Genomic DNA, 25,220 nt, shown 5'->3' with positions numbered 1-25,220 from the left:
CCATGCTTTTACAATGTTTTCCTTCGGTGTATCCGCCGGATGGCGCGAACTGAATTTCAAACGAGGTATTTTTAATGACAACGCAAAAAAGCCGTCCTCAACTGGTCGCTGATTACCAAGCCCTGGAGCGAATCTTCCACAAGCCGGAGAACGAGCAATCCCGCAATGTGCTTACCAAATATATGGAACAGATCCTGTTTGGCCTGCATGACTTTTTAGGAAGGCATGTGGGAATCACCGAAGAGATCCCCTTGAAAGAACTTGCCGAGCAGTTCACCGCGTCGACAATCGCGCGCACGCCGATTAAAAAACTGGCCGATGTGATCGCCGAAATCATCGAAGAGATCGCCCCGCAGGCGGTCAACATTTCCTCTCCCTATTTTATCGGTCACATGACCTCGGCGATTCCTTTTTTCATGGTTCACTTGAGCACCATCGTTGCCGCCCTGAACCAGAATCCGGTAAAACTGGAGACCTCCAAGGTGGTCAGTGTGTACGAACGGCAGGTGCTTGCCAAGGTTCACCGGCTGTTGTTCAATTTTGACGACACCTTCTATGATACACACATCCAGAAGCCCGAAAGCACCCTGGGCTCTTTTGTGGAAGACGGTACGCTGGCCAACCTTTCCGCTCTCTGGGTGGCCCGCAACCGTCTGTTGCCGGCTACATCGGGCTACGCCGGCGCCGAACGCGACGGCGTGGCCAAAGCCCTTAACGACCGTGGCCTGCGCAAACTGACGATTCTGGTTTCTGAACTCGGACACTACTCTATCCGCAAGTCCGCCGGTGTGTTGGGTCTGGGCTATGACGCGGTGACGCCGATTCCCGTGGACAGCGCCAACCGTGTGGATCTTACCGTGCTCGAGCGCATGCTCAAGGATCATCACCGGGATCCGGAAACCTCGGTCATGGCGGTTATCGGAATTGCCGGTACCACGGAAACGGGAACTGTGGATCCCCTGCCCAAGATTGCCGGGCTGTGCCGCGAGTTCGGCGTGCACTTTCACGTGGATGCGGCCTGGGGCGGGCCGGTATTGCTGTCGGAAAACTATTGCGGGTTGCTCAAAGGCATTGAGTTGGCGGATTCGGTTACCATTGACGGACATAAACAATTCTACCTGCCCATGACCAACGGCATGGTGTTTTTTAAGGATCCCCAAGCCATGGATGCGGTGGCCTATCATGCCGCTTACATTAACCGCCCGGGGTCGGTCGATCTGGGAATTCGCTCTTTGGCAGGATCGCGTTCGGCAACGTCGCTGGTCCTGGGAAGTGCGTTGGACATTATGGGTTCCGGTGGATACGCGCTGCTCATTGATCACGGTATTGAAATCGCCCAGGCTTTTGCTGAAGAAATCAAGCGCCGTCCTATGTTTGAACTCATCACTGCGCCGGAACTCAACATCCTGACTTACCGCCTTGTACCGGAGGCGCTACGCGAATCCAAGGATTCAAAGCAAACGGTCAATGATCAAGAACGATTGCGACTGTTGAATAAGATAAATATCAAAGTCCAACGAATGCAGCGTGAGGCCGGCAACAGTTTTGTTTCCCGCACCACGTTGCGGCGATCCGGCCAGCCTGACACCGTGGTGCTGCGCGCGGTGCTCATGAATCTGCGTACGAACCAAGAAATACTAAACGCCATTCTGGACGAACAGGAGGCCATTTATTTGAACCGCATTGCGCCTACGCTGAAGCTAATATAAGGGTGCAGGTAAAAATATGAAAACAGCAAGGGTGAGGTATTGGTCGTGGAGTCCAAGCGCCGTGCTGCAGGAGACAAGGTAAATGGCTGAGAACAACTATCAGCGGGTGTATGAACCCTGGCAAGATGGTATTGATGATGAAATCGCTTTTTTGAAGCAAGCGGATGTACGCGATAAACTTCATAAAGTAAGAGACAACATCCTTACTTTGGGTGAAGACTCTCTTAGGCTTGCCCGCCACCTCAGCTACCGCCGGTCCGAGGAGAACGACCGCCTGGCCGTGGAGTGGCTGCGCTACGGCAGCAAGGCCTACGCGGCCTACTTCGAGCTGGCGCGCGAGCCGGAAAAGGAACAGACCGTCCAGATTCTGGACCTGCCGCCGGTTACCTGGAACGGGCGCGGGATTCTGGAAGGCGGCAGAGTCTTTCCCACGCGCTGGCAGACGGCCTACTTTCTGGCCGCGGTCATGCGCGACCGGGAGAGCATGGACTCCCTGGCCCGCTTTCCCGTGGAGATTTTGCGCCAGAGCGCCACCAAAAACAGCGAGGCGGAGTACCTGCTGGTGGAGGCCCTCCAGAGCCTGCACCTGGGCCGGTCCGACTATGGAAGCAAGTTAATGGACTTTTCTAGCAGCGTTGACCTGCAAAATGCCGATGACTGGCTGCTGGATATCACCCTGGGCAAGTTCGAGACCCTGCTGGCCTTTACTACCAACCGGGACGCCGACTTCAACGAGATGCTGGCCAAAAACCTGGCCGCCCACTGTACCTACTACGAGCGCAATACGCCGGAAGATCAGGCTCCTGTAAAAAGCTGGATCGCCATTGAGCTGCTATGCATGGCCTGCATGGTTTATGACCGCGGCGAGCCGGTGACCGTGGAATCGGACTACATCCCCCGGTTTCTCCTCGAGGGCACCTATCTGTAGGCTTGCAATGCCCCTCGTTGCTGCGCCCGATTAAACCACAACCATACCGATCTTGGTATTGCGAGTAATCGGAGCGTGCAAAATATTCTCAAGTCCCACGGTGCCGTGAGCAGAAGACCCAACCCCTACAAGAATTTAATTAAGCAGATGTTGAAAAAATGGATGAACATCTGATGTCCCGGTAAACCGTCGGTGCTTCCAATTGATGGTCATTCCAACCTCTGCCTTGCGTTTTTCATTTCAACTCCCAAAAAATTATAAAAATTGGCTGTCGCTTATCGTGCGGCCGTGTGCACGACCGGGGCGATCTTCTCCAGTTCCTTCAGTGGAATATGACACAGAATGCGATGACCGGCCGCACTTTGCTGCCAGGGTGGGTTCTCCTTCTCACAGATCCGGCCGCCATCGGGCAGCATTTCCCGACGACGGGGGCACCGGGTATGAAACCGACAGCCGTGGGGCGGGTTCAGGGCACTGGGTACATTGCCGCTGAGACGAATCTCTTTCTGCTCGGCTTCCGGGTCTGCGATGGGCACGGCCGCTAACAGTGCTTCGGTGTAGGGATGATAGGGGGGATCGTAGATTTTTTCGGCCGGGCCGATTTCCACGATTTTTCCCAGGTACATGACGGCGATGTCATCGGAAAAGTAGCGCACTACGCTCAAATCGTGGGCAATGAAGATCATGGACGCCCCGAAGGTGTGCTGGATTTCCAGCAACAGATTGATGACCGCCGCTTGAACGGACACGTCCAGGGCCGACACCGGCTCGTCGCAGATGATCAGGTCCGGTCGGCTGGCCAGGGCCCGGGCGATGCCGACACGCTGTTTCTCGCCCCCGGAAAGCTGCCGGGGCAGGCGATCGTAGTAGGTCGGTCCCAGGCGCACGGCTTTGAGCAGTCGCAACACTTCCTGTTTGACCTCGGCTTTGGGAACGGTTCCAAAATGCCGAATGGGGCGGGCGATCTGTTTGCCGACGGAATAGGATGGGTTTAGCGTGGAGTCCGGATTCTGAAACACCATCTGCATCTCCTTGATCAGGTCGGTGCTGCGCTCGGTTACTTCTTCGTTGACATCGATATTGAGGAAACTGAGCTCACCCCCCGTGAGCGGTTCAAGACCGATGAGGCCTTTGACCAGTGATGATTTGCCGCATCCGGATTCGCCAACCAGGCCCAGGGTACGGCCTTTGGCCAGACGCAGACTAACATCATCGACGGCCTTGACATATTTTTTTTCTCCCATACCGAACAGACTCACCACGGAATTGGATTCCTGGGTGTAGTAGAGTTTGAGATGCTCGGACTGCAAAAGGCTTTCTGCTTCGCCCGGGGACGATTGCAAGGTGGCGGTTTGGGCGGCCTGCGCGCGTTGACGGTCGGCGGGTGGATGCCGATCGATTTCGCGGGCGTACAGGCAGCGGGCCGCGTGCTCCGGGGATAGCTGTACCATCGTGGGCAACGCTTCGCGGCAGCGGTCGGTGGCATAGTCGCAGCGAGGCGCGAAGACGCAGGCGTTGCGCGGCCGGTCCACCGGTGCCGGTACCCGGCCGCGGATGGGGTAGAGCATGGAATCGAGTTTGCTGTCGCCCAATTTGGGAACCGCCGCCATGAGTCCTTGGGTATATGGGTGGCAGGGGTGCTTGAAAATTTCCACCACCGGTCCTTTTTCCACCAGTTGGCCGGCATACATCACGCAGACCTGATCACTGACCCGAGCCACCACGCCCAGGTTGTGGGTAATAAAGATGTTGGCCGCCTTGAAATCCGTTTTGAGCTCCTCGATCAGGTCCAGCACCGCAGCTTCAACGGTGACATCCAGGGCCGTGGTCGGCTCGTCCATGATCAACAGGGCCGGATTGTTGAGCATTGCCATGGCAATGACCACCCGTTGTTGCTGGCCACCGGAGATCTGGTGGGAATAGCGGCGCATGATGGAGCCCGGGTCAGGCATATTGACCCGCTTGAGCATGGCAATGGAGCGGTCCCACGCTTCACTGCGAGACATCTGGCGATGGCAGGTGAGCACCTCGGCCAGTTGGTCCCCGAGCCGTACCGACGGGTTGAGGGCCTGCATGGGGTCCTGAAACACCATGGCGATCCGGTTGCCCCGGAGTTTTTTGAGCTGTGCGGCGCTCTTGCCGACCAGCTCGGTGCCCTGGAAACGAATCTGCCCGCTGGTGATCTTGCCGTTGGGACCGAGGTGGTTGACGATTCCATAGGCGATGGTGCTCTTGCCGCATCCTGATTCGCCCACGAGCCCGACGGTTTCTCCCTCCCGTACGGTGAAAGAGACATTGCGAACAGCCTCGACATCGCCTTTACGCGTCGCATAGGCGATGCTCAGGTGGTCGACGTCAATGACGATTTGGGCCGGTCTGTCGGTATCGTTGACGGTCATCACCACTCCTTGGATCTTTGCACGTTTCAGCCCAGACGACCGACTGAGCAATTAATAAGCGCTAACGGCTAAAAGCCAATCGCCCATCTTGGGTGTTATTGGTAGCGCATGGACTCCTCACGCAATCCATCGGCGAGCAGGTTCAGTCCCACCACCAGGGAGGCAATGGCAATGGACGGCCACATCGCCGCCCATGGACTGCCGGCCAGAATGAACTCGCGGCCCTTGGCCACCATGCTGCCCCAGTCCGGTGACGGGGGCGGAATGCCCAATCCCAGAAAACCCAGGGTTCCCATGGCGAAAATGGCATAGCCGACCCGCAGCATGGCATCCACGATGATGGGACCGCGGGCATTGGGCAGAATTTCCACGAACATGATGTACCAGGGACTTTCTCCCCGGGTTTCCGCCGCGCGGATATACTCCCGGGTGCGGATATCCAGGGTCAGACTGCGTACCAGGCGGGCGATACCGGGCGTTCCCACGATGGTCATGGCCAGCACGACGTTAACGGCGGAGGCCCCCAGGGCGGCCATGATGATCAGGTAGAGCAGGATGATCGGCACGGCCATCATGGCATCCAACAGCCGCATGGTCACCTCGTCGATCCAGCCGCCGTAATAGCCGCTCACCAGGCCGAGAGTCACCCCCACGATCAACGCCACGATGACGCCCCAGATGGCTGTTCCGCCGGGAATCCAGAAGCGGTCGGAAACCGGCAGGATCACCAGGACGACGCGCGCGCCGTAGATCAGGCGCGACCACAGATCGCGGCCAAGCTCGTCGGTGCCCAGGGGGTGCTGGATGCTGGGAGCGCTGTTGGGATGGTGCCAGTCCTGCTCCAGCGGGGTGTAGGGGGTCAGCAAGGGCGCGAAAATCGCCACGCCCACCCAGAACATCACGATGATCAGGCCGGCCGTGGCTGTTTTGGAGGCCAGCAGGACTGCCATCCCATCTTGCATGCGGCGCCACATGCCGCGCTGGGCAGGGATGGCTTCGGGCGTGTCGACCAGCGCTTGATCGGACTGGTCGTCTGCGGTTTCGGTTCCGGACATGGCATCTCTCATTATGGCCCATGGGCGCTCCGTCGGTCGACCGCCTAAAGGGTCAGGTGTAACGGATGCGCGGGTTCAAAAAGGTGTAAATGATATCGGCCACCAGTTGGGTGCCCACCGCCAGCAGCACCAGGATCATGGCCCCCGCCTCCAGGGCGTTGATGTCCTTGAACATGGCCGAGTCGAGGAGATATTTGCCCAATCCGGGATAGCCGAATACCACCTCGACGATGACGATACCGCCCATCAGCCAGTTGACGTGCAGCATGATCACGGTGATGGGCGCCATCAGGGCATTACGCACGGCGTGCTTGAACACGATCCGCCAGTAGGGCAGGCCTTTCAAAAAGGCGGTGCGGATATACGGTGATTTCATCACTTCCACCATACTGGCCCGGGTGATGCGCAGGATATAGCCCAATTCGATGAGCGTCAGGGTCAATACGGGCAGGATCAGCATGTCGGGCCGTTCCCAGGGGGCCTGTTCGCCGAAAACCGTGGCGCCGGGTACCCACTGCAGCCACACGGCCATGATCAGGATCAGAAAAATACCGGTGGCGAATTCGGGAATTACCGAAAACATCATCCCGCCGATGGACAGAACACGATCCTGCAGGGAGCCTTCCCTCAGCCCGGCGATCAATCCCAGCAGCAGGGCCAGGGGCATGACCAGCACGAAGGCGATGCCGGCCAGCACGATGGAATTGCGCAACCGGGTGAAGATGGTTTTGGACACCGGGCGGCCGGTGCGCAGGGAAATTCCCGGGTCGCCCCGAATGAATCCCTTTTTCAAAGGGATGTATTCCATCGGGCCGCCGGTGGATTCCATCCAGCCGGTGCCGATGACAAATGACCAGACCTTCACGTCCGATCCTTTTTGCCAGCGCACCACATGGTTGGCCGTATCGACGCCCCAGACGGTCTGGGTCGTGCCCGCGCCGGCCTTCCAGCGATTGTCATTATTGTATTCGCTGGTGATGCCGACACTGGGCAGCTTGGACACGGCGATGAGATTGTCGCCTTCGAGCTTCCAGCGCACGAGAGCACCGTCGGGGCGCACGGCCCACCACTCTACGAACCCGTCGTCGGTGACCGTACGGGTAAGCGGCAGGCCGACCTTACGCGCCGCCAGCCAGTCGCTGCCGAAGAGCCAGTAGAAATAGCGGACATAGGCCGGTTGGTCCAACCCCATCTGGGCCAAAAAGGACCGTTCCTGTTCCGGGGTGATGAACGCGCCCAGCACGTTTTTGGCGACGTTGCCCGGCGAGGCCTCCGTGATCATGAACACCGCCACCGACACCAGGAACATGGTGATCAACAGCAGAAAGAACCGTCGTAGGATGAATTTCGCCATTTTCGGTTCCCATCATCTGGAAAGCCAAACCTCGTTGAAAAGCATGTAGCCGGTGGGGTGCGGATCGGAGTTTTGAACCCGTTTGGTGATGATCTGCCAGTTGTTCTGCCACCAGGCGATGCCGATGGAGCCTTTTTCCCATTGAATTTTTTCAAGTTTGCAGAAGATCTGGCGCCGCTTGTCCACGTCCAGAGTGCCGTTGGCCTGCTCCAGCAGTCGGCTGAATTCGGGATCAGCCCAGTTGGTCTCGTTCCATGGCACTGGATTGCCCTCGGCGTCGTTGATGTAGGCCAGGTTCAGCACCATGGTGCCCAGGGGGCGATGGGTCCACGGCGTGATGCCCAGGTCGACCTCGGTCCATTTTTCCCAGTACTGGCTGGTGGGCATGGTCTGCAGCACGACGTTGAAGCCGGCTGGAGCGGCATCCTGTTTGAGGATTTCGGCATAGCGCACAACGTCGGTCCATTCCGAGCCCACGGCCAGGTTGACGCGCAGACCGTCTTTATAGCCTGCTTCCTTGAGCAGCTGTTTGGCCTTCTGGGGATTATACGCAGGGACCGGCTTTTCACAGTATTCCGGGTGCTTGGGACAGACATGAAAATCATGACCTTGAAGCCCCTGGCCAAAATAAGCCAGGGCCAGGATCTTTTCACGGTGCTGGCAGAGTTTGAGGGCCATGCGCACGCGGTTGTCGTCCCACGGTTTGAGGTCAACGCGCATGCGCAGGACCCGGGCCTGGGCCGTGCCGATGGGTTTGACCTGCACCCGCCGATCATCTTTGAGGGCCTTGTAGACCGCCGTCCCACCGGTGGTGGCCAGATCGATCATGTCGATCTCACCGGATTGCAGGGCCGCGATGCGCGGTGCCATCTCGTCGCCCATATCGACAAATTCGAAACTGTCCATGTAGGGCAGTGGTTTTCCATCGGTACCCGTTTGCCAGTAATTCGAGCGGCGTTTTAAAACGGCGCGTTCACTTTCCCGATAGACATCCAGCGTATAGGGGCCGGTGCCATGCGGGGCCTTGACGAAATCCCCCTCGAAGGTACGGTGGTTGAGGATCAGCGCCGGATAGTGGAACAGGTGCTCGGGCACGGCGATTTCCGGTTTTTTGAGATGCAGCTTGACCTGGTAACCGTTGATCTTCTCGATACCGGTTGGATCCAGATAGCCTCCCATCATGCCCAGCAGGGATGACCCCACGTCCTTGTTCAGCCACTGGTTCATGCTGAAGATCACATCATCGGTTGTCAGGCCGTCGCCGTTGTTGAACTTGATGCCCTGGCGCAGGGTCAACGTCCAGGTCTTGAGATCGTCGCTGGCCTGCCAATTTTCCAGTAGATAGGGGTGGGTAATGTTGTCCTTGTCCGTAAAGGTCAGGTATTCGGCCACCTGGCGCATGATGTTGGTGGGCTCCACCCAGGAAAACTGGGCCGGATGGGTCACTTTCTGGATGCCTGTCGCCACCTTGATGGTGCCACCGCGCCGTATCCCTGTGGCCAGGGCTCTTTTCGGCCATATCATCCCGGCCATTTGCGATGCCGCCGTCACCGAAACGCCCAGCAGCGCGGCATAGCGCAGGAATTCCCGTCGGCTTATTTTGCCAGCGGCAAGATCCTGCCTGAGTTGGAGGACGAGTGGATGTATGGGGTCCCGCCTTTTCATAGCCAACCTCCCTTCCATTGTGGGTGATGAAAACCGCTTCAAGAGCCACGATTCAAGCGATTTTACCGGGATCGCCTATTGTGCACGTGCTCGCAAAGCACAAATGAAACAGACTTGATTCAACGCGAGGTGTCGACATCGGACACGATTTAGTGCTTCGACGCTGACGGTAGGCACGGGGAAGAAGGGCGTTTCGCGAATTTCGAGATGAAAAGTGATGGTGGCGGTGGGCGGGAACAATAATGCAATGAGTGCGACGGCTTGTCTAATGCTGTCGATGACGGATGAATCGAACCGCGAATCCGTAATTAAATGGTGTTACCATTTATGGTCTATATCTTAAAAGACTACTTGCATTGACTATTGCTGTCAAGGACTCACCGTCGTCTTATGTTACCGGCGCTTTTTACGAATCCATTGGGCATTGGGCAGTATGTGCTTGAGCTCTTTGGATACCAGATTCAAGTGCGCGGCCATCTGCTGCGCCGCGGCTTCACCATCGCCGCTTAGCAGATGCGTGAGAATCTGCTCGGCCGTCAACGTCGCTTCATCGCGGCGGAACAGCGCTTTGGGCATAAATTTTTCGTACTCCCGATGAACCTTGTCGACGATGCGTTTCATCATGGCATGAATCATTTGATTGTGGGACGCGTTGGCCAGGGCGATGTGGAAATCGAAATCGTGCCGGATAAATTGTTCCAGATTACCGGTGGTGGCTTTCATTTGGATAACCGCCTGGCGGATACGATGGATATCGTCGGCATCGGCTCGCTCGGCCGCCAGGCTTGCGTTATGGCATTCAAGCACGCCCCGAACTTCGACCAGGTCCATGATGGTGGCGGCCGCATGAATATCGTCAAGGTCGAAATCGGATGGTTTGCCGACCGGCAGGTCTTTACTCAAAAACATGCCCCGGCCCTGGGTCACTTCAAGATAGCCGAGCAGGGTCAACGCCGAGGTGGCCTCCCGAATGGTTGATCTGGCAACCCCGAACATTTTGGTCAATTCCCGTTCGGTGGGCAGTTTATCTCCGGGTTTCAATTGCCCGGATTCGATACCGTCAAGAATTTCGCGCATTACCAGGACGGGGGTCGAATGTTTTTGAATCAAACGAAAAGTCATTTTTTTCCCTTGACACATCTTCGATGGATCTGTCAATCTTATAATCAGTTCATCAGACCAATTTGTACCCGCTATTTTTGCACACACCGACCTGTTATTACCTGTCATTCTTTGGATAGCGGTCGAGTGGAAAATCCCATCTTGTTTGTGACTCCGGTTCGTTCACACCGAATAGTTCTTTTTCTGGCTAACGTCGTTTGTTGACAACGCGGAAATGTTCCCTGTTTCCCAAAAACTCGACCGGCCGTGAGGTGTGACATGGCTGAAAATTGCTCCCCGATCATTTCCTTTGAACGACCCACGGTGATCATTCTTCGCCGCGCGCCGAATATCGGCGTCGGTGCCCATACCGCCCCAACCGGGCATATATCCTTAAGTAAAACAAAAGAAATCGTCGAATGGGACATCGGGGGCGACGATGCCATTGATATGGATCGCGGCGTTTCATGTCCATGCGTGGTTTTCCGCCTGCCCACCGATCGACCGGACGAAAGAAAAATCGCGGCCGCATGCATAGAAACGGGAAAGGAGAAGGGGCCATGGATGACATGTTAAGGCGCATTTCCTCGGCGGTGATCGAAGGAGAAAAGGACGACACCGGCCAGATGGCCCAGGATGCCATCGACGGTGGTTGCAGCGCCGAGGCGATTCTTTACCAGGGGTTGATGCCCGGGATGGATCACGTCAGCAAGGAATTCAAGACAGGGCGGATGTTTGTGCCTGAAGTCATGCGCTCCGCGCGCGCCATGCTAAATGCCATGGCGGTGATCAAGCCGCAGATGGTCAAAGATGGGGTGCAGATGGTGGGAAAAGTGCTTCTGGGAACGGTCCGCGGAGACATGCACGACATCGGCAAAAACCTGGTGGGAATGATGTGCGAGGGGGCCGGTTTCGAAATACGGGATCTGGGATCCGACGTCGCACCGGAAGCCTTCGTCGCGGCGGTCAATACATACGCACCTGACGTAGTGGGCATGTCGGCGTTGCTGACGACCACCATGCGCACCATGGCGGATACGATCAAGGCCCTGGAGGAAGCCGGTGTTCGGGACCAGGTCAAGATCATGATCGGCGGGGCACCGGTGACTCAGGCCTTTGCCGACCGAATCGGTGCGGATGGCTACGCAGCGGACGCGGCCGCTGCAGCCGATAAGGCGAGGGAACTGATCGCCGCCGGCTAATAATGGATCACGCGGGTCGGGTTGCAATGGGCTGTCGGACACAGCAATGGCCAGAAAGGAGTCGACCGATGAGAACCAATTACCGTGTCAACGCGGGCGTCCGTTTCGAGGTGCTCTCCCAGGATCAACTGGAAACCTTGTTTGGCGGCGTGCTGCACGTCATGAACAAGATCGGCCTCGACGTTCACCACGAAGAGGCCCGCCAGATTCTGGCCGATGCCGGGGCGCGGGTGGAAGATAAACGGGTGTACGTCCCGCCGCATCTCGTCAAACGCGCGCTTTCCACGGCACCGCGCAGCTTTACGATCTATGCGCGGGACGGCAATCCCGCCCACGATATTCATATCGGTCCCGGACGGGCCCACTTCGGTCCGGGGCCGACCCCGCCGAATTTCATCGACGTCGAGACCCTGGCCCGCAGGCCATATGTCAAAGATGACGCGCGCATCGTGGCCACCGTGGTCGACGCCCTGCCCAATATTGATTTTTGCGAATCCCTGGGCACGATCAGCGACGTTCACACGGACCTTGCCGCGGCCTATGAATTCGCGACCATGTTTCCTTTGACCACCAAGCCCATCGTGGCCTGGTCCTACGGCTGGGACGATTCCAATGACATCCACCAGATCGCCGTCGCCGAAGCCGGAGGACAGGCGGCTTTCGAGATCCGCCCCAATTACATCCACTACTGCGAGCCGCTCTCGCCGCTGGTGAGTACCTTCGAGGCGGTGGACAAGGTCATCTTTGCCGCCCGCCATGCCGTGCCGGTGATCTTCACCACCTGTGCCCTGGCCGGTGGTACGGCCCCGGTGACGCCGGCCGGCATCATCATCCAGACCACGGCGGAATCCTTCATCGGCCTGGTGCTTTCCCAGATTATCCGGCCCGGTTTGCCGTTTTTCATGGGCGGCGTGCTTTCGGTTATGGACATGAGTGCCATGATTCTCACCTACGGGGCTCCCGAACTCAGTCTGATCATGGCCGGCGCCACCGGGTTGGCGCACTATTGCGGTTTGCCGCTCTGGCAGACCGGTGGTTGCACGGATTCCAAATGTCTCGATGAACAGGCCTCGCTCGAAGGGTCGCTCTCTGTCTTCTTCTCCGCCCTGAGCGGTGGCGACCTGTGCCACGATGTCGGCTACACGGAGAGCGGGATGACCGGTTCCATCCTGCAAACAGTGATGATGGACGATGCCATCGGCTATTCCCGGCGTATCACCCGCGGCATCGAGGTGACCCCGGAAACCCTGGCTGTCGATGTGATCCATGATGTGGGTCCCGATGGCCATTATCTCTACCATGATCACACCATGCGGCATTTCAAGACCGAGTTCTGGTATCCCCGGCTGTGCGATCGTCACAATTACGATGAGTGGACCGCGCAAGGCAAACTGACCATGCGGGAGCGGGTGATCGAGCGGACGCGGGAGATTCTGGCCACCCACCATCCCGCTGCGGTACGACCGGAAACCGAGGCGGCGATCACCACCATTATGGCCGCTGCCGAGGACCGCGTGAAGAAAAAGACAACGGCTGAAAAAGCCAAGTAAAGGAAGCCATCACCATGAGCCAGACACTCGAGTATATCGCTACAAGCGTTCTTGAAGGCAACATCGAGGGCATCACCAAGGTGATCCAAAAAGCGCTGGATGAAGGGTTGACGGCGGATGCGATTCTGCAAAAAGGGCTGATCGTCGGGATGACCGAAGTGGGCAAGCGCTTCAAGGCCGCGTCGATGTTCATTCCTGAAGTGCTGCGTTCCGCCAAGTCCATGCATGCCGGGCAGGAACTGCTGCGTCCCCTGCTTGCCGAAAAAAAGGCAATGCGTGTGGGAAAAATCGTGATCGGCACCGTTGCCGGGGACATGCACGACATCGGCAAGAACCTGGTCGGGATGATGTGCGAGGGCGCCGGATTCGAGGTGGTTGACCTGGGATTCGATTTATCGCCCGACGCCTTCACCGAGGCGATCAAAGTCCATCGACCGGACGTGGTGGGTATGTCGGCCATGTTGACCACCACCATGCGGTCCATGGGGCAAACCATACAGGCAATCAAGCAGGCCGGCTTGCGCGATTCGGTCAAGGTCATGGTCGGCGGCGCACCCGTGGATGCCGAATTTGCAACCCGAATCGGTGCCGACGGATACGGCCACAACGCCATTGCAGGGGCCGAACTGGCCAGGACGCTCATCCATGGCAACTGATCTGCCGCGTCTGGTCATTGCCGGCCGATAGCAGGGTGAGTGTCAAATACGAGCAAGTAACGGTCATCGCCATCTTAAGGAGAACAAATCATGAGGGTTACCCGACACAACTACGATATCGACGCGACGCCCCGATTTACGGTCTTGAGCGAGGATCAGATCGAGGCCATCTACTATGCGTCCCTGACCGTATTGTATGAGACCGGCGTGCGTGTGTACGACCAGGAAGGCGTTGATGTGGCCCACGCCGGGGGCGCCATCGTCGAGGGGACCACGGATAAAAGCAGCCTAGTGAAAATTCCCCCCTCCATGGTCGATGTGGCCCGGGCCACGGTCCCCAGCAAGGTGGTGTTGATCGGGCCGGATCGCCGCTACCGGATGGAGCTGTACAAGAACCAGATATACTACGGGGGGGGCTCCGACACGCCGTTTACCCTGGACCCGTATACCGGCGAACGCCGGCGCAGTACCTACCAGGATGTCAAGAATCTGGCCCGCATCGGCCAGGTACTGCCCAATTACGATTTCCACATGTCCCTGGGCATCACCCAGGATACGGCCGTGGGGACCTACGATCGATGGCAGTATCTGGCCATGCTCGAGGGCACCAGCAAACCCATCAACACGACGGCGGTTGACGTGGAAGGGGTCCGCGATCAGTTGGAGATGGCCTACATCCGCATCGGCGGAAGTGAAGCGTGGCGCAAGGGGCCCATCTTTTCCCTCTACATCGAGCCGGTATCGCCCCTGAGCCATTCCCGGGAAGTGGTCCAAAAGCTGCTTTTCTGCTGCGATAACGACATCCCCTTTGTTTATACCCCCTGTCCGCTGGCCGGCGCTACGGCTCCGGCGACCCTGGCGGGGGTGCTGGTTCAGGCCCTGGCCGAGAGCCTTTTCGGCATCGTGCTCAGCCAGCTGCGCAAGCCGGGCGCCTCGATTATCATCGGCGGGTTGATGTCCAACATGGACATGCTCTCGACGATCTACTGCTATGGGTCGCCGGAAATGGCGCTACTCAGCGCTGCATACACGGACATCACCAAGTGGCTGCGCGTGCCCGAATACGAGACGGCGGGCTGTTCGGACGCCAAGCTGTTCGACGAACAGGCCGCCATGGAGGCAGCCATCAACATTGCCACATCCGGGCTGGTCGGCGGCAACATGATCCACGACGTGGGCTACCTCGATTCAGGCCTGACCAGCAGCCCGGCCTTGATGGTGGCCGCCGACGAGATCATCGATATGGTCAAGCGCATCATCCAGGGCATTGCGGTGACCCCTGACAGCATGGCTCTGGATGTGATCGACGAGGTCGGCCCCGGAGGGCATTTCATGGAGCACGACCACACCTATGAGCGGTTCAAGACACAGATCTGGCGGCCTAAGTTCATCCACCGCCAAAACTGGGAAAACTGGCAGATAGCCGGCGCGAAGCGTTACGGGCAGCGCATCCACGAGCATGTGATCGAGATTTTGGAAGCCGATACCGAACCGCTCTTGGACAAGGCCATGGTCAAGGAGATGCGGCGCATCTGTGAATTGGCCGATGCGCGTCACAAAAACGAAGAACTGGACATTAAGATGTTTACTTAAGCGTGGCAAAGGCAAATGGACTGCAAAGCCCCCAGTTTGTCATATGGGCGTTGATTGCGATGTTTCAAAACGAAAAGGCGGTCGTATGAAAGAGAGACGATTCGATCCCAAAATGAAGCCACGGCTCGATGTGATCAAGGCGGATCAGGTCGAGGACGTCTACATGGCGACCATGGAAGTTCTGGAGCACACTGGTGTCAAGATTACCCATCCCAAAGCCCTGGACATTCTGGATGGGGCCGGGGCCCGGATTGATGGGGACCGGGTTCGTGTTCCGGATTGGCTGGTCAAGGACGCCCTGAACCGGGCACCGTCCCGTGTGGTGCTGGGAACACGAAGCGGTGAACGAACCGTGAAGCTGGAGCGTAATCGCAGTTGGTTCGGTCCGAGTCTGGACTGTCTCGACTATCTGGAACCCATCGCCGGTGAACGACGAAAATTCGAAATCGATAACTGCCGCACCATGGCATCCCTCCTGGACGTGTTGCCCAATTACCATTGGGGGATGACCTTCGGCCTGGCCAACGATGTGCCGCCCGAGTTGGCGGACCGGTTGGTGCTCAAGGAAGCTCTGACCTTCAGTCAAAAACCCATGGTTTTCTGCTGCCGGGACATCGACAGCCTCAAGGACATTTATGACATGGCGGTCCTGATTGCCGGCGACGAGAAGCAATTTCTCAACGCCCCCACCATCGCCATGCTCGCCGATCCTGTTTCTCCGCTGGTACTTGGCGACGATACGCTGGAGAAGATCATATTCTGCGCCGAGAAGCGGATTCCACAGATTTGCTACGGGGCACCCCAGGCGGGCAGCACCGGCCCGGCGACATTTGCCGGCGCCATTGTCCAGGGAACCGCCGAATCGCTGATCGGACTGGTGATTACCCAGCTGGTTCGCAAGGGGGCCCCGTTTATCTACGGTGCCTTTGCCACCATCATGGACATGCGCACGACGATCTTTTCCTACGGCGCCCCGGAGATGACCCTGATGGGCGCCGCCCTGGCACAGATGTCTCACTATCTCAAGCTTCCCTATTTCGGCACCGCCGGTTGCTCCGACGCCAAATTGCCGGACGCCCAGGCGGCTGCTGAAGCCACAATGTCGTTAATGGCGGCTGCGCTCAGCGGGGCCAACCTGATTCACGATTGCGGACTGCTCGACCATGGCAGCCTGGCCTCGCCAACCTTCATGGTCCTCGTGCACGAGGTGATCGATATGCTCAATCCGATTTTCCGGGGCATTGAGATCGATGACGAACACATGGCGCTGGAGGTCATCCACAGCGTCGGCCCGGGTGGCCATTTTATGAATTCCGATCATACCAGCCAATACTTCCGCGAAGTGTGGTATTCCAATATGTTCGACCGATCCAATCACGCATCCTGGCTGGAAAATGGCGGCCTGCGATTCGAAGAGCGCTTGCGCCAGCAGACGCTGGAACGGATGAAATGCCAACCGGACATTTTGCCGGCGGAAACCCGCCGGGAATTGGATCGGCTTGCCAAGCACTGGCATTAGATAGTGCCTGTCCAGAAATGGCTAATTCGCCCGATATCGGCGTTGCGCGAAAAATTTTATCCTCGGAATATCAACCATATGCCTGTGGTAAAATTTTTCGTGCGCCTTGATCTCGACCAAATTTTCCTATTTCTGGACGGACACTATAATGAGTCGCGGGCCGTTGCGGGGGGATAAACCATGCATCATCCTGATCCCTTGGTCATCTTTCAGCCGTCAGGACGAAAGGGACGCGTTCCGGTTGGTACAAGCGTTTTGGATGCCGCCCGAATGATAGGGGTGGGCATCGAATCGCTCTGTGGGGGTGAGCAGGTCTGCGGCAAGTGCCGGGTGCGCATCGAATCCGGGCCCTTCAGTAAACACGGCATCGAATCCGACCCTGACAACGCCGGCCCCTGGCGGGACATGGAAGGTGCCCACATCACCCCGCAAGAAAGAGAGCAAGGGCTCCGGCTGGCATGTGCAACAACCATCAGCGGGGACCTGCTGATCTATGTCCCGGAGGAATCACGGCCGGGAAAGCAGGTGATCACCAAGGATGCCCGGCCGATTGACATGGATTGTGATCCGGCCGTTAAAGTCTACCCTGTCAGGCTTTCTAAGGCGAGTCTGGAGGTGCCCACGGGAGACCTGGAGCGGCTGTATCGTGCTCTCGAGATGGCGCATGGGCTAAGGGGGCTGGGCATCGATATTCATCCCTTACGCGCACTGCAGCGATGCATCCATGATGGCCGGGGAACGGTTACCGCGAGCATCTGGATGAACAGGGAGATTATCCGTATCGAGCCGGGCCAGGGCCACCGGCCCTATGGGCTGGCCATTGATGTCGGGACGACGACGCTGGCCGCCTACCTTTGCGATCTTCAGACCGGCGACGTGGTGGCAACCGCGTCTTGCATGAATCCCCAGATCCAATTCGGCGAGGATGTGATTTCACGTATCAGCTATCACCTGGATCATGCCGACGGACTTGCACAGCTGAACCAGACCGTGATCGATGGGGTCAACCGGCTTGTCGAAAAGGCGCTTTCCCAGGCGGCAGCGTCGCTGGATCCACCACCGGTCTGTGCGGCGGATATCGTGGATGTGGCCGTTTGTGGCAATACCCTGATGCAGTATTTGCTGCTGGGACTGGATCCCGAGCCGTTGGGGCATGTGCCCTTCGCACCGGCCAACCATGCCGGCCTGAGCATCAAGGCGCGCGATCTGGGCCTTAAGGTCGGTGCGGCTGCCCGTGTGTATGTGATGCCCATCGAAGCGGGGTTTGTGGGCGGGGACAATGTCGGCGTGATGTTGATTGAAGCGCCCCAGGACAGCGACGATACGGTATTGATTGTCGACATCGGCACCAACGGCGAACTGATCATCGGCAACCGCCGGCGCCAGATTTGCAGTTCCTGCTCCTGTGCGACCGGACCGGCCTTTGAAGGCGCGCAAATCGAATTCGGCATGCGCGCGGCACCGGGTGCCATCGAGCGGGTGCGCATCGCGCCGACCACTTTTGATGTGGACTACAAGGTGATCGGCCGGGATGCATGGCGCAGACAATCCTCGCCCATCGACATGCAGGTCAAGGGCATCTGCGGTAGTGGGATTCTCGATGCAGTGGCCTCGCTCTTCATGGTCGGCCTGGTTGCCAAATCCGGCGCGTTTGTCGCCAGTGGCAAATCCGATCGGCTACGGGAAAATTCCCAGACCGGTATGCTGGAATTCATTATTGCCAGGGACGCGGAGACGAGTATTGGGCGCGCGGTAACCATTTCACAAAATGATATTCGGCAGGTCCAGCTGGCCAAAGCCGCCATCTACAGCGGGTGTAAACTGCTTCTCAAGCGTGTGGGGCTCGAGCGCCCCGATCGTATCAAGATCGCCGGTGCGTTCGGTAATCACGTGGATCCCCAAATGGCCCTTGTGATCGGCATGTTTCCCGACTGTGCCATCGAGTGTATCACCGCCATCGGCAATGCTGCCGGCGATGGTTGCCGGGCGGCGCTACTGAGTCGCCGCAAACGTGTCGAGGCCGAGCGACTTGCCCGCCGGGTGGCGTATGTCGAGTTGAGCACGATGAAAAATTTTCAGGACGAATTGATTGCCGCCATGGAACTGCCCCACGAATACGATACCTTTCCCCACCTGACGCATTTGCTCCCGCCCGGGAACTTTGATGCTATCCATTAGCAACTTTATCGATTACCTTTGTGATGGTTGAAGACAATGGGCGGCATCGCTATCCGGTGATTGTCGATCCTACTCGACCGGTCAACATGGCGCCGCGGGTGGTGCCCCACGGCCAATGCGTTGTGCTTGCGGATAACCGGCAAATGACCGCCGGTGATCAAAGGCATTTTGGCGACAGCCGAGAGTTCGGCCCCATCCCCTTGGCAGACATCATGGGACGGGTGGCTTACGTCTATTGGCCGGCGCTAAGCTGGTCGCGCTTCGGCTGTTATGCTCAATGAGCATGACCAAACCGGATCGGACAACCAATGAGCAACGAATAACAATTTTAAAACGGATTGATTATCTTGCCTGCTTGTGCAACAAAAACAGTTTGCCTTGCCCGATACCGCCACATGAAGGGCGTATGACGGATTTATCAAACAGGCGCTTAGGGAAACTGTCGATATTGCATGAGAGGGCCCATGATTGAAGAACTGAAACCGAATCTGTTCCGTATTGAAATTCCGCTGCCTGAGACGCCGCTGAAATACCTGAATGCCTACGTGATTCGAGCGGCCGAGAAGGCCGAGAAAAACCTACTCATCGATACCGGCCTGAACCATGAGGCTTGCCTTACTGCCATGCACAGCGGCTTGCAGGAGATCGGTATCTCACTGGACCAAACCGATATTTTCATCACCCATCTGCATGCGGATCATTACAGCCTGGTTTCAGAACTGGCGACGCCGGACACACGGGTGTGGTTCAACCGGCCGGACGCGGAAATTGTGGAGTCCTGGGACGGCTTGGAGTGGATGTTTGATTATTCCAGTAAACACGGCTTCCCTGTGGATGGGCTGCGGATCGCCCTTGCCACCCATCCGGCAAGCAAATTCGGATCAGGATGGATTCCGGAATTTAAAATCATCACCGATGGAGAAAAGATCCGGTACGGGGATTATTGCTTTGCGTGCATTGAAACCCCCGGCCATACCATGGGGCATACCTGTCTGTACGAAGAGAATAAAAAGATTCTGATATCCGGAGATCATATTCTGGTCGACATCACCCCTAACATCCAGTGTTGGGCCGATGATCGCAACCCGCTGAACAGTTATCTGCAGAGTCTGGAAAAGGTATTGGATCTGGATGTTGATCTGGTGCTGCCCGGCCATCGACGATTGTTCACCGACCACCGGGCCCGCATTCGCGAGCTTCAGGATCATCATCAGCGGCGACTTGATGAAGTCATGGCTATCCTTGACGGCGCAACCCTGTGCGCCTATGACGTCGCTTCAAAAATGACATGGGATATCCGTGCGGATTCCTGGAATGACTTTCCCATTGTTCAACAGTGGTTCGCCACGGGGGAGGCCATTGCCCATCTGCGCTACCTGGAGGGTGTCGATCGGGTTGGCCGGCGGGCGGTTGACGGCGTGGTTCAGTTTTACAAAAGGATTTCTTGATCAATCTGTTTCATATTTGAATGATACTTTTAGGCGCGTACGGAAGTCGGTAATCATGCCATCTTCAACCGTAAAGTCTAATTTGGAAACTTCCGCTACTCTAAGATCCTCTAAAGACGTTGATGCGGTTGCCACAGCATTTTCCGCGGAAATTTCCCAATTTGCCTGACTGGTTCCCACCAATTCGATGATCTTGTAGATGCTTCCACTCATTGATCTCTCCTTTATTCTCATTTAATAGTTGAGAATACCTTGTGCTGGCCTCTTGTGTCAATTTATTTCATTTCCGATCCTAAACATGCTGAATCTTGATCTTTAGCATCATATCTCCCCGCGTGCCGTCGGCCTTGGATTGGCCCACCCCTTTTAGGCGCAGTACCTGGCCGTCGCCAATACCCTGGGGCACGATTACATGGTACAGGCGTTTTTGCAGCCCCCATGGGACCGTGATCAGCTTGCGCGCGCCAACCATGGCCTCGTACTGGGTAATGGTCAGGGTCCCGTAAAGATTGGCTTCCTCTTTTCCGTGAGCGGTTTTCACCACCTGGAAGCGGTGGGAATGCTTTCTTTCGGTTGCCTGGCGCAGCCTGCCGGCAACGCCGGTCGTGGGAATGCGATCGAAAAGTTTGAGAAAAATAACCCCGAAAATGAACCCCCCGATATGGGCCCACCAAGCGATTCCGCCGGCCTGCCCACCGCTTCCGGCGGCGTTTAAAAACTGCAATAGAAACCAGAATCCCAGAAAAATAAAGGCTGGAATTTCGACAAACCAGGGTATGAAAATGATCGGGATCAGGGTCAGAATGCGTGAACCGGGATAAAGAATGAAATAAGCGCCCATGACACCGGCAATGGCACCGCTGGCCCCAATGGTGGGGATATTGGAATGGGCGTTGAAGATAAAGTGGACCAGGCCGGAAGCCATACCGCAAAGCAGATAGAACAGGGCATAGCGAGGCGAGCCCAGGCGGTCTTCGACGTTGTCACCGAAAATAAAAAGGGACCACATGTTGCCGATCAGGTGGATGAACCCACCGTGCAGAAACATGAAGGTAAAGAACGAAATGATCTGCTGGCCGAAGGAAAAATAGGAGGATATGCGCGGATCGGTGAGTTTGGCCGGGACCAGGCCGTACACATAGACGAAATGATTTTGGTCTGGTCCCTGAGCCAATTGTACCAGAAAGAACACCACATTGATGCCGATGATGGTGTTGTTGACCACCGGGACGGTTCTCGATGGGGTGGTGTCTCGAATGGGAATCATGTCTTGGTTATTCTCATGCTGAGGTCCACGGCGACAGCCGAGTGGGTCAGGGCACCGATGGAGATCAGATCCACGCCGGTCTGGGCCAAATCCTTGAGCCGTTCACGGGTGACCCCGCCGGACACCTCGACCAGGGCCTTTTTATTGATTGTTCCCACCGCTTCACGGATCTGATCCAGGTCCATATTGTCCAACATGATGATGTCTGCGCCGGCGACAAGCGCCTCCTGGACTTCTTCAAGCGTGGTGGTCTCCACCTCCACCTTGACCAGATGTGAAATCGCCTGACGGACCCGTTCCACGGCTTGGGCGATTCCGCCGGCTGCGGCAATATGATTGTCTTTGATCAGCACACCGTCGTACAAGCCCATGCGGTGGTTATAGGCGCCGCCAATGCGCACGGCATATTTTTCCAAAACCCGCCATCCCGGGGTGGTTTTGCGGGTGTCCACCAGCTTGACCGATGTCCCGGCAACAGCGGCAATATAATCGCGTGCCTGCGTGGCGATGCCGGACAGGCGCTGAAGGAAGTTCAGGGCCGTGCGCTCGCCTTTGAGCAGCGTGGCCAGCGTGCCCTCGATGGTAACAACCGTGGTGCCTTTGGCAACACGATCGCCTTCCTTGACGTGGCGTGTAAATCGGGTCTCTGGGTCAAGGATGGTGAACACTTTTTCGGCGACTTCCAGGCCGGCGATAACCAGGTCCTGTTTGGCCACGATAACACCTTGGCCCTTCTCGTTTACGGGAACGATATTGTCCGTGGTGATATCGCCGGGGCCGATATCTTCCTTCAATGCCAGATCGATCAGGTCTTGTGTGGTATGCATGGTTATTCCATCATTTCCTTGATGCGCGCCTGGGTCGCCTCCAGGGCATGTTTTTTCTCAAGCATGGTTGCATGCTTTTCCTTCACCCCATCCACCACCGCAGGCGGTGCTTTTCTCAGGAAATCCTCATTGCCCAGCTTTTTGCTCATCCCGGCCAGTTCCTTGGAAAGTTTGCCGATCTCCTTTTCCAGGCGGGAATGTTCCTGAGCAAAGTCGATAATCCCTTCCAGCAGGACAAAAACGGTGGCATTCTGGACCAACACGGTGGCTGCTGCTTTAGGCCGTTGCATTTTTGCATCCACGGTAATGCTGGTAAGGCGTGCCAGGTTGGAAATCAGCGTCTGGTTGGATTCGATCAGGTCTCCGATTTGTGGGGCATCATCCTCGAGTAACACCGCCACGGTCAGGGCCGTAGACGGAGAAATATTCATTTCTCCACGGACATTACGGACACCGGTAATCACGGCCATGATGGTTTCCATTTGCTGTTCAACGGTGTCGTCTTCACCGGGTGCGATGGATTCCGGCCAGCGGGCCTGCATGATCGATCCATCTGTGCCGGGCAGGCTATGCCAGATTTCCTCGGTTACGAAGGGCGCAAAGGGGTGCATCAGAACCAGGGCCTGTTTGAGAACAGTGTAGAGAACGGACAGGGTTGCGTTCTTTTTTTCGGCATTGTCGTTGTCGTACAATGTGGGCTTGATGGCCTCCAGATACCAGTCGCACAACTCGTGCCAGACAAATTGATACACCGCACCGGCAGCTTCGTTGAACTTGTAGGCGTCAAGCGCCGCTTCAGTCTGTCTGGCGACCCGGTTGAGACGGGAAATGATCCAGCGATCCTGAAGTGAGATGTTGGGCGCGTCGATGGCATCGAATCCCTGCTGCACATGCATCAGCGAAAAGCGCGCCGCATTCCACAGCTTGTTGATAAAGTGGCGGTAGCCTTCGACCCGTTTCTCACTCATTTTTACATCCCGCCCCTGAGCGGCAAAGGCGGCCAGGGTGAAGCGGAATGCATCTGTGCCGTATTGTTCGATGACATTCAGCGGATCAATGACATTACCCTTGGATTTGCTCATTTTCTTGCCTTCTTCGTCGCGCACCAGGGCATGCACGTAAACATCGCGGAAGGGGATCTCGCCCATGAAATGAATGCCCATCATCATCATGCGCGCTACCCAGAAGAAGAGAATATCAAAGCCGGTGACCAGGACCGATGTCGGGTAGTATTTTTTAAGCAGTGGCGTCTGATCCGGCCAGCCCATGGTGGAAAAGGGCCACAGGGCCGAGCTGAACCAGGTATCCAGCACATCGGTTTCCTGAACCAGGTCGGCCGATCCGCAGTCCGGGCAAACATCCGGCGTTTCCATGGCCACAATCATCCGCTGGCAGGACTGGCAGGTCCAGGCCGGAATCTGATGACCCCACCAGATCTGGCGCGAAATACACCAGTCTCTGATGTTATACATCCATTCATAATAGGTCTTGGTCCACGATTCCGGGATAATCCGGGTTTTACCGGTTTCCACCGCCTCAATGGCCTTTTCGGCAAGCGGTTTGGCCTTAACGAACCATTGACGGGATAAGTTGGGTTCGACCACGGTTTTGCAACGATAGCAATGCCCCACACTGTGGCGGTGGGCCTCGATGCGCTCCAACAAACCCTCGGCCTGCAGGGCCTCGACAACGGCTTTGCGGCATTCAAAGCGATCCATACCGCTGAACCGACCCGCCGCTTCAGTCATGGTGCCATCGTCGGCAATCACCTTGACGGATGGCAGGTTGTGGCGCGTGCCGATTTCGAAGTCGTTGGGATCGTGGGCCGGCGTGACTTTCAGTGCGCCCGTGCCGGTGGACAGATCCACATAGGCGTCACGGATGATGGGAATTTCATGATTCATGAGCGGCAGGATCACCGCGGTAGCGGACAGATCGGCATACCGTTCATCGTCGGGATGAACGGCGACGGCCGTATCGCCGAGCATGGTTTCCGGTCGAGTCGTGGCCACAGTGACCGATCCGGACCCGTCGGCAAACGGATACCGGATATGATAAAAATGGCCGTCGAGATCCTCATGCTCCACTTCCAGGTCAGACAGGGCGGTATGACACCGGCAGCACCAGTTGATGATGTAATCGCCCTGGTAGATCAGGCCTTCATCATACAGCTGGACAAAAACTTTTCTTACCGCCTTGGACAGCCCCTCATCCATGGTAAAGCGCTCCCGATCCCAATCACAGGATGCCCCCAGTCGCTTGAGTTGATTGATGATGGCGCTACCGTACTCCTTGCGCCAGTCCCATACGGCTTTGATGAAATTCGCTCGACCGAGTTGATGTCGATCGGTTCCCTCGGCCGCCAGCTTTCTTTCGACCACATTTTGCGTGGCAATACCGGCATGGTCGGTGCCGGGCATCCACAGGACACTATCCCCTTTAAGACGTCGGTAACGACACATAATGTCCTGCATGGTATTGTTCAGCGCATGACCCATGTGGAGCACGCCTGTGACGTTGGGTGGTGGAATAACAATGGAATAGGGGGGCTTGGCGGTATTTTCATCGGCAGCGAACAGTTTTTCCTGCTCCCAATAAGCGTACCAGCGTTTTTCAACATCTTCGGGGGAATAGCTTTTGCTCAGCAAATCACGACTCATGGGGTAAACACTCCTTATGCCAACGGCCAGGTCGGGTAACCAGGCCGCATAAAAAGGAAAAGGGGATTACTGAAATAATCCCCATTAACGTTGATTGTTCAAAGTAGGC

The 25,220-nt window shown here is 56.9% G+C and carries 20 protein-coding genes; 11 read left to right on the top strand and 9 right to left on the bottom strand.

Features of this window, described 5'->3' with window-relative positions; translation table 11 throughout:
* Positions 1-74 precede the first annotated feature (74 nt).
* Complete coding sequence (locus Dvar_RS25200) at positions 75-1,709, top strand: aminotransferase class V-fold PLP-dependent enzyme (RefSeq protein WP_419655879.1); 1,635 nt, start codon at positions 75-77, stop codon at positions 1,707-1,709.
* 82 nt (positions 1,710-1,791) lie between these two features.
* Complete coding sequence (locus tag Dvar_RS25195) at positions 1,792-2,637, top strand: immunity 49 family protein (RefSeq protein ID WP_419655878.1); 846 nt, start codon at positions 1,792-1,794, stop codon at positions 2,635-2,637.
* A gap of 275 nt (positions 2,638-2,912) precedes the next feature.
* On the opposite strand, the gene Dvar_RS25190 is transcribed toward Dvar_RS25195, so the two are convergent.
* The 5 genes from Dvar_RS25190 to Dvar_RS25170 all read right to left on the bottom strand — a co-directional run bounded on the left by Dvar_RS25190 (position 2,913) and on the right by Dvar_RS25170 (position 10,232).
* On the bottom strand, positions 2,913-5,036 hold the full coding sequence (locus Dvar_RS25190) for a dipeptide ABC transporter ATP-binding protein (protein WP_419655877.1): 2,124 nt from the start codon (positions 5,034-5,036) through the stop codon (positions 2,913-2,915).
* Positions 5,037-5,131: 95 nt separating this feature from the next.
* Positions 5,132-6,091 carry an ABC transporter permease gene (locus Dvar_RS25185; RefSeq protein WP_419655876.1) on the bottom strand — a complete coding sequence of 320 codons (960 nt, stop codon included), beginning with the start codon at positions 6,089-6,091 and terminating at the stop codon, positions 5,132-5,134.
* Positions 6,092-6,143: 52 nt separating this feature from the next.
* Positions 6,144-7,445, bottom strand: a complete 1,302-nt coding sequence (locus tag Dvar_RS25180; protein WP_419655875.1) for an ABC transporter permease — start codon at positions 7,443-7,445, stop codon at positions 6,144-6,146.
* A gap of 12 nt (positions 7,446-7,457) precedes the next feature.
* On the bottom strand, positions 7,458-9,110 hold the full coding sequence (locus Dvar_RS25175) for an ABC transporter substrate-binding protein (RefSeq protein WP_419655874.1): 1,653 nt from the start codon (positions 9,108-9,110) through the stop codon (positions 7,458-7,460).
* 393 nt (positions 9,111-9,503) lie between these two features.
* On the bottom strand, positions 9,504-10,232 hold the full coding sequence (locus Dvar_RS25170) for a FadR/GntR family transcriptional regulator (protein ID WP_419655873.1): 729 nt from the start codon (positions 10,230-10,232) through the stop codon (positions 9,504-9,506).
* Between the two features lie 258 nt (positions 10,233-10,490).
* On the opposite strand from Dvar_RS25170, the gene Dvar_RS25165 reads away from it, so the two are divergent.
* From Dvar_RS25165 to Dvar_RS25125, 9 genes are all read left to right on the top strand, one after another.
* A complete protein-coding gene (locus Dvar_RS25165; RefSeq protein ID WP_419655872.1) occupies positions 10,491-10,787 on the top strand; it encodes a hypothetical protein in 297 nt (98 codons plus the stop codon).
* On the top strand, positions 10,772-11,413 hold the full coding sequence (locus tag Dvar_RS25160; protein ID WP_419655871.1) for a corrinoid protein: 642 nt from the start codon (positions 10,772-10,774) through the stop codon (positions 11,411-11,413). The genes Dvar_RS25165 and Dvar_RS25160 overlap by 16 nt, the downstream gene beginning before the upstream one ends.
* Positions 11,414-11,481: 68 nt before the next feature.
* Positions 11,482-12,963 carry a trimethylamine methyltransferase family protein gene (locus tag Dvar_RS25155; RefSeq protein ID WP_419655870.1) on the top strand — a complete coding sequence of 494 codons (1,482 nt, stop codon included), beginning with the start codon at positions 11,482-11,484 and terminating at the stop codon, positions 12,961-12,963.
* Between the two features lie 14 nt (positions 12,964-12,977).
* Entirely contained in the window at positions 12,978-13,619 is a 642-nt protein-coding gene (locus Dvar_RS25150; RefSeq protein WP_419655869.1) for a corrinoid protein, read from the top strand.
* Positions 13,620-13,709: 90 nt separating this feature from the next.
* Positions 13,710-15,212, top strand: coding sequence for a trimethylamine methyltransferase family protein (locus Dvar_RS25145; RefSeq protein WP_419655868.1), 1,503 nt, complete (start codon positions 13,710-13,712; stop codon positions 15,210-15,212).
* Positions 15,213-15,297: 85 nt separating this feature from the next.
* On the top strand, positions 15,298-16,731 hold the full coding sequence (locus Dvar_RS25140) for a trimethylamine methyltransferase family protein (RefSeq protein WP_419655867.1): 1,434 nt from the start codon (positions 15,298-15,300) through the stop codon (positions 16,729-16,731).
* A 180-nt stretch (positions 16,732-16,911) separates the two neighbouring features.
* Positions 16,912-18,909 (top strand): ASKHA domain-containing protein, encoded by a 1,998-nt coding sequence (locus Dvar_RS25135; protein WP_419655866.1) that lies wholly within the window; start codon positions 16,912-16,914, stop codon positions 18,907-18,909.
* 23 nt (positions 18,910-18,932) lie between these two features.
* Entirely contained in the window at positions 18,933-19,190 is a 258-nt protein-coding gene (locus Dvar_RS25130) for a S26 family signal peptidase (RefSeq protein ID WP_419655865.1), read from the top strand.
* A 183-nt stretch (positions 19,191-19,373) separates the two neighbouring features.
* Positions 19,374-20,357 carry an MBL fold metallo-hydrolase gene (locus tag Dvar_RS25125; RefSeq protein WP_419655864.1) on the top strand — a complete coding sequence of 328 codons (984 nt, stop codon included), beginning with the start codon at positions 19,374-19,376 and terminating at the stop codon, positions 20,355-20,357.
* On the opposite strand, the gene Dvar_RS25120 is transcribed toward Dvar_RS25125, so the two are convergent.
* The 4 genes from Dvar_RS25120 to Dvar_RS25105 form a co-directional block, all read right to left on the bottom strand.
* A complete protein-coding gene (locus tag Dvar_RS25120; protein WP_419655863.1) occupies positions 20,358-20,570 on the bottom strand; it encodes a dodecin family protein in 213 nt (70 codons plus the stop codon).
* 79 nt (positions 20,571-20,649) lie between these two features.
* The gene (locus tag Dvar_RS25115) at positions 20,650-21,624 is read right to left on the bottom strand and encodes a rhomboid family intramembrane serine protease (protein ID WP_419655862.1); all 975 of its coding nucleotides are present in this window, start codon (positions 21,622-21,624) and stop codon (positions 20,650-20,652) included.
* The gene (gene nadC, locus Dvar_RS25110) at positions 21,621-22,451 is read right to left on the bottom strand and encodes a carboxylating nicotinate-nucleotide diphosphorylase (protein WP_419655861.1); all 831 of its coding nucleotides are present in this window, start codon (positions 22,449-22,451) and stop codon (positions 21,621-21,623) included. Before nadC ends, Dvar_RS25115 begins: the two co-directional genes overlap by 4 nt.
* A 2-nt stretch (positions 22,452-22,453) precedes the next feature.
* Positions 22,454-25,111, bottom strand: coding sequence for a valine--tRNA ligase (locus Dvar_RS25105; RefSeq protein WP_419655860.1), 2,658 nt, complete (start codon positions 25,109-25,111; stop codon positions 22,454-22,456).
* Between the last annotated feature and the right edge of the window lie 109 nt (positions 25,112-25,220).

The sequence above is a fragment of the Desulfosarcina variabilis str. Montpellier genome, assembly GCF_048565275.1.
Classification (GTDB): Bacteria; Desulfobacterota; Desulfobacteria; order Desulfobacterales; family Desulfosarcinaceae; genus Desulfosarcina; species Desulfosarcina variabilis.
This window is presented reverse-complemented; position numbering and strand designations above follow the sequence as displayed.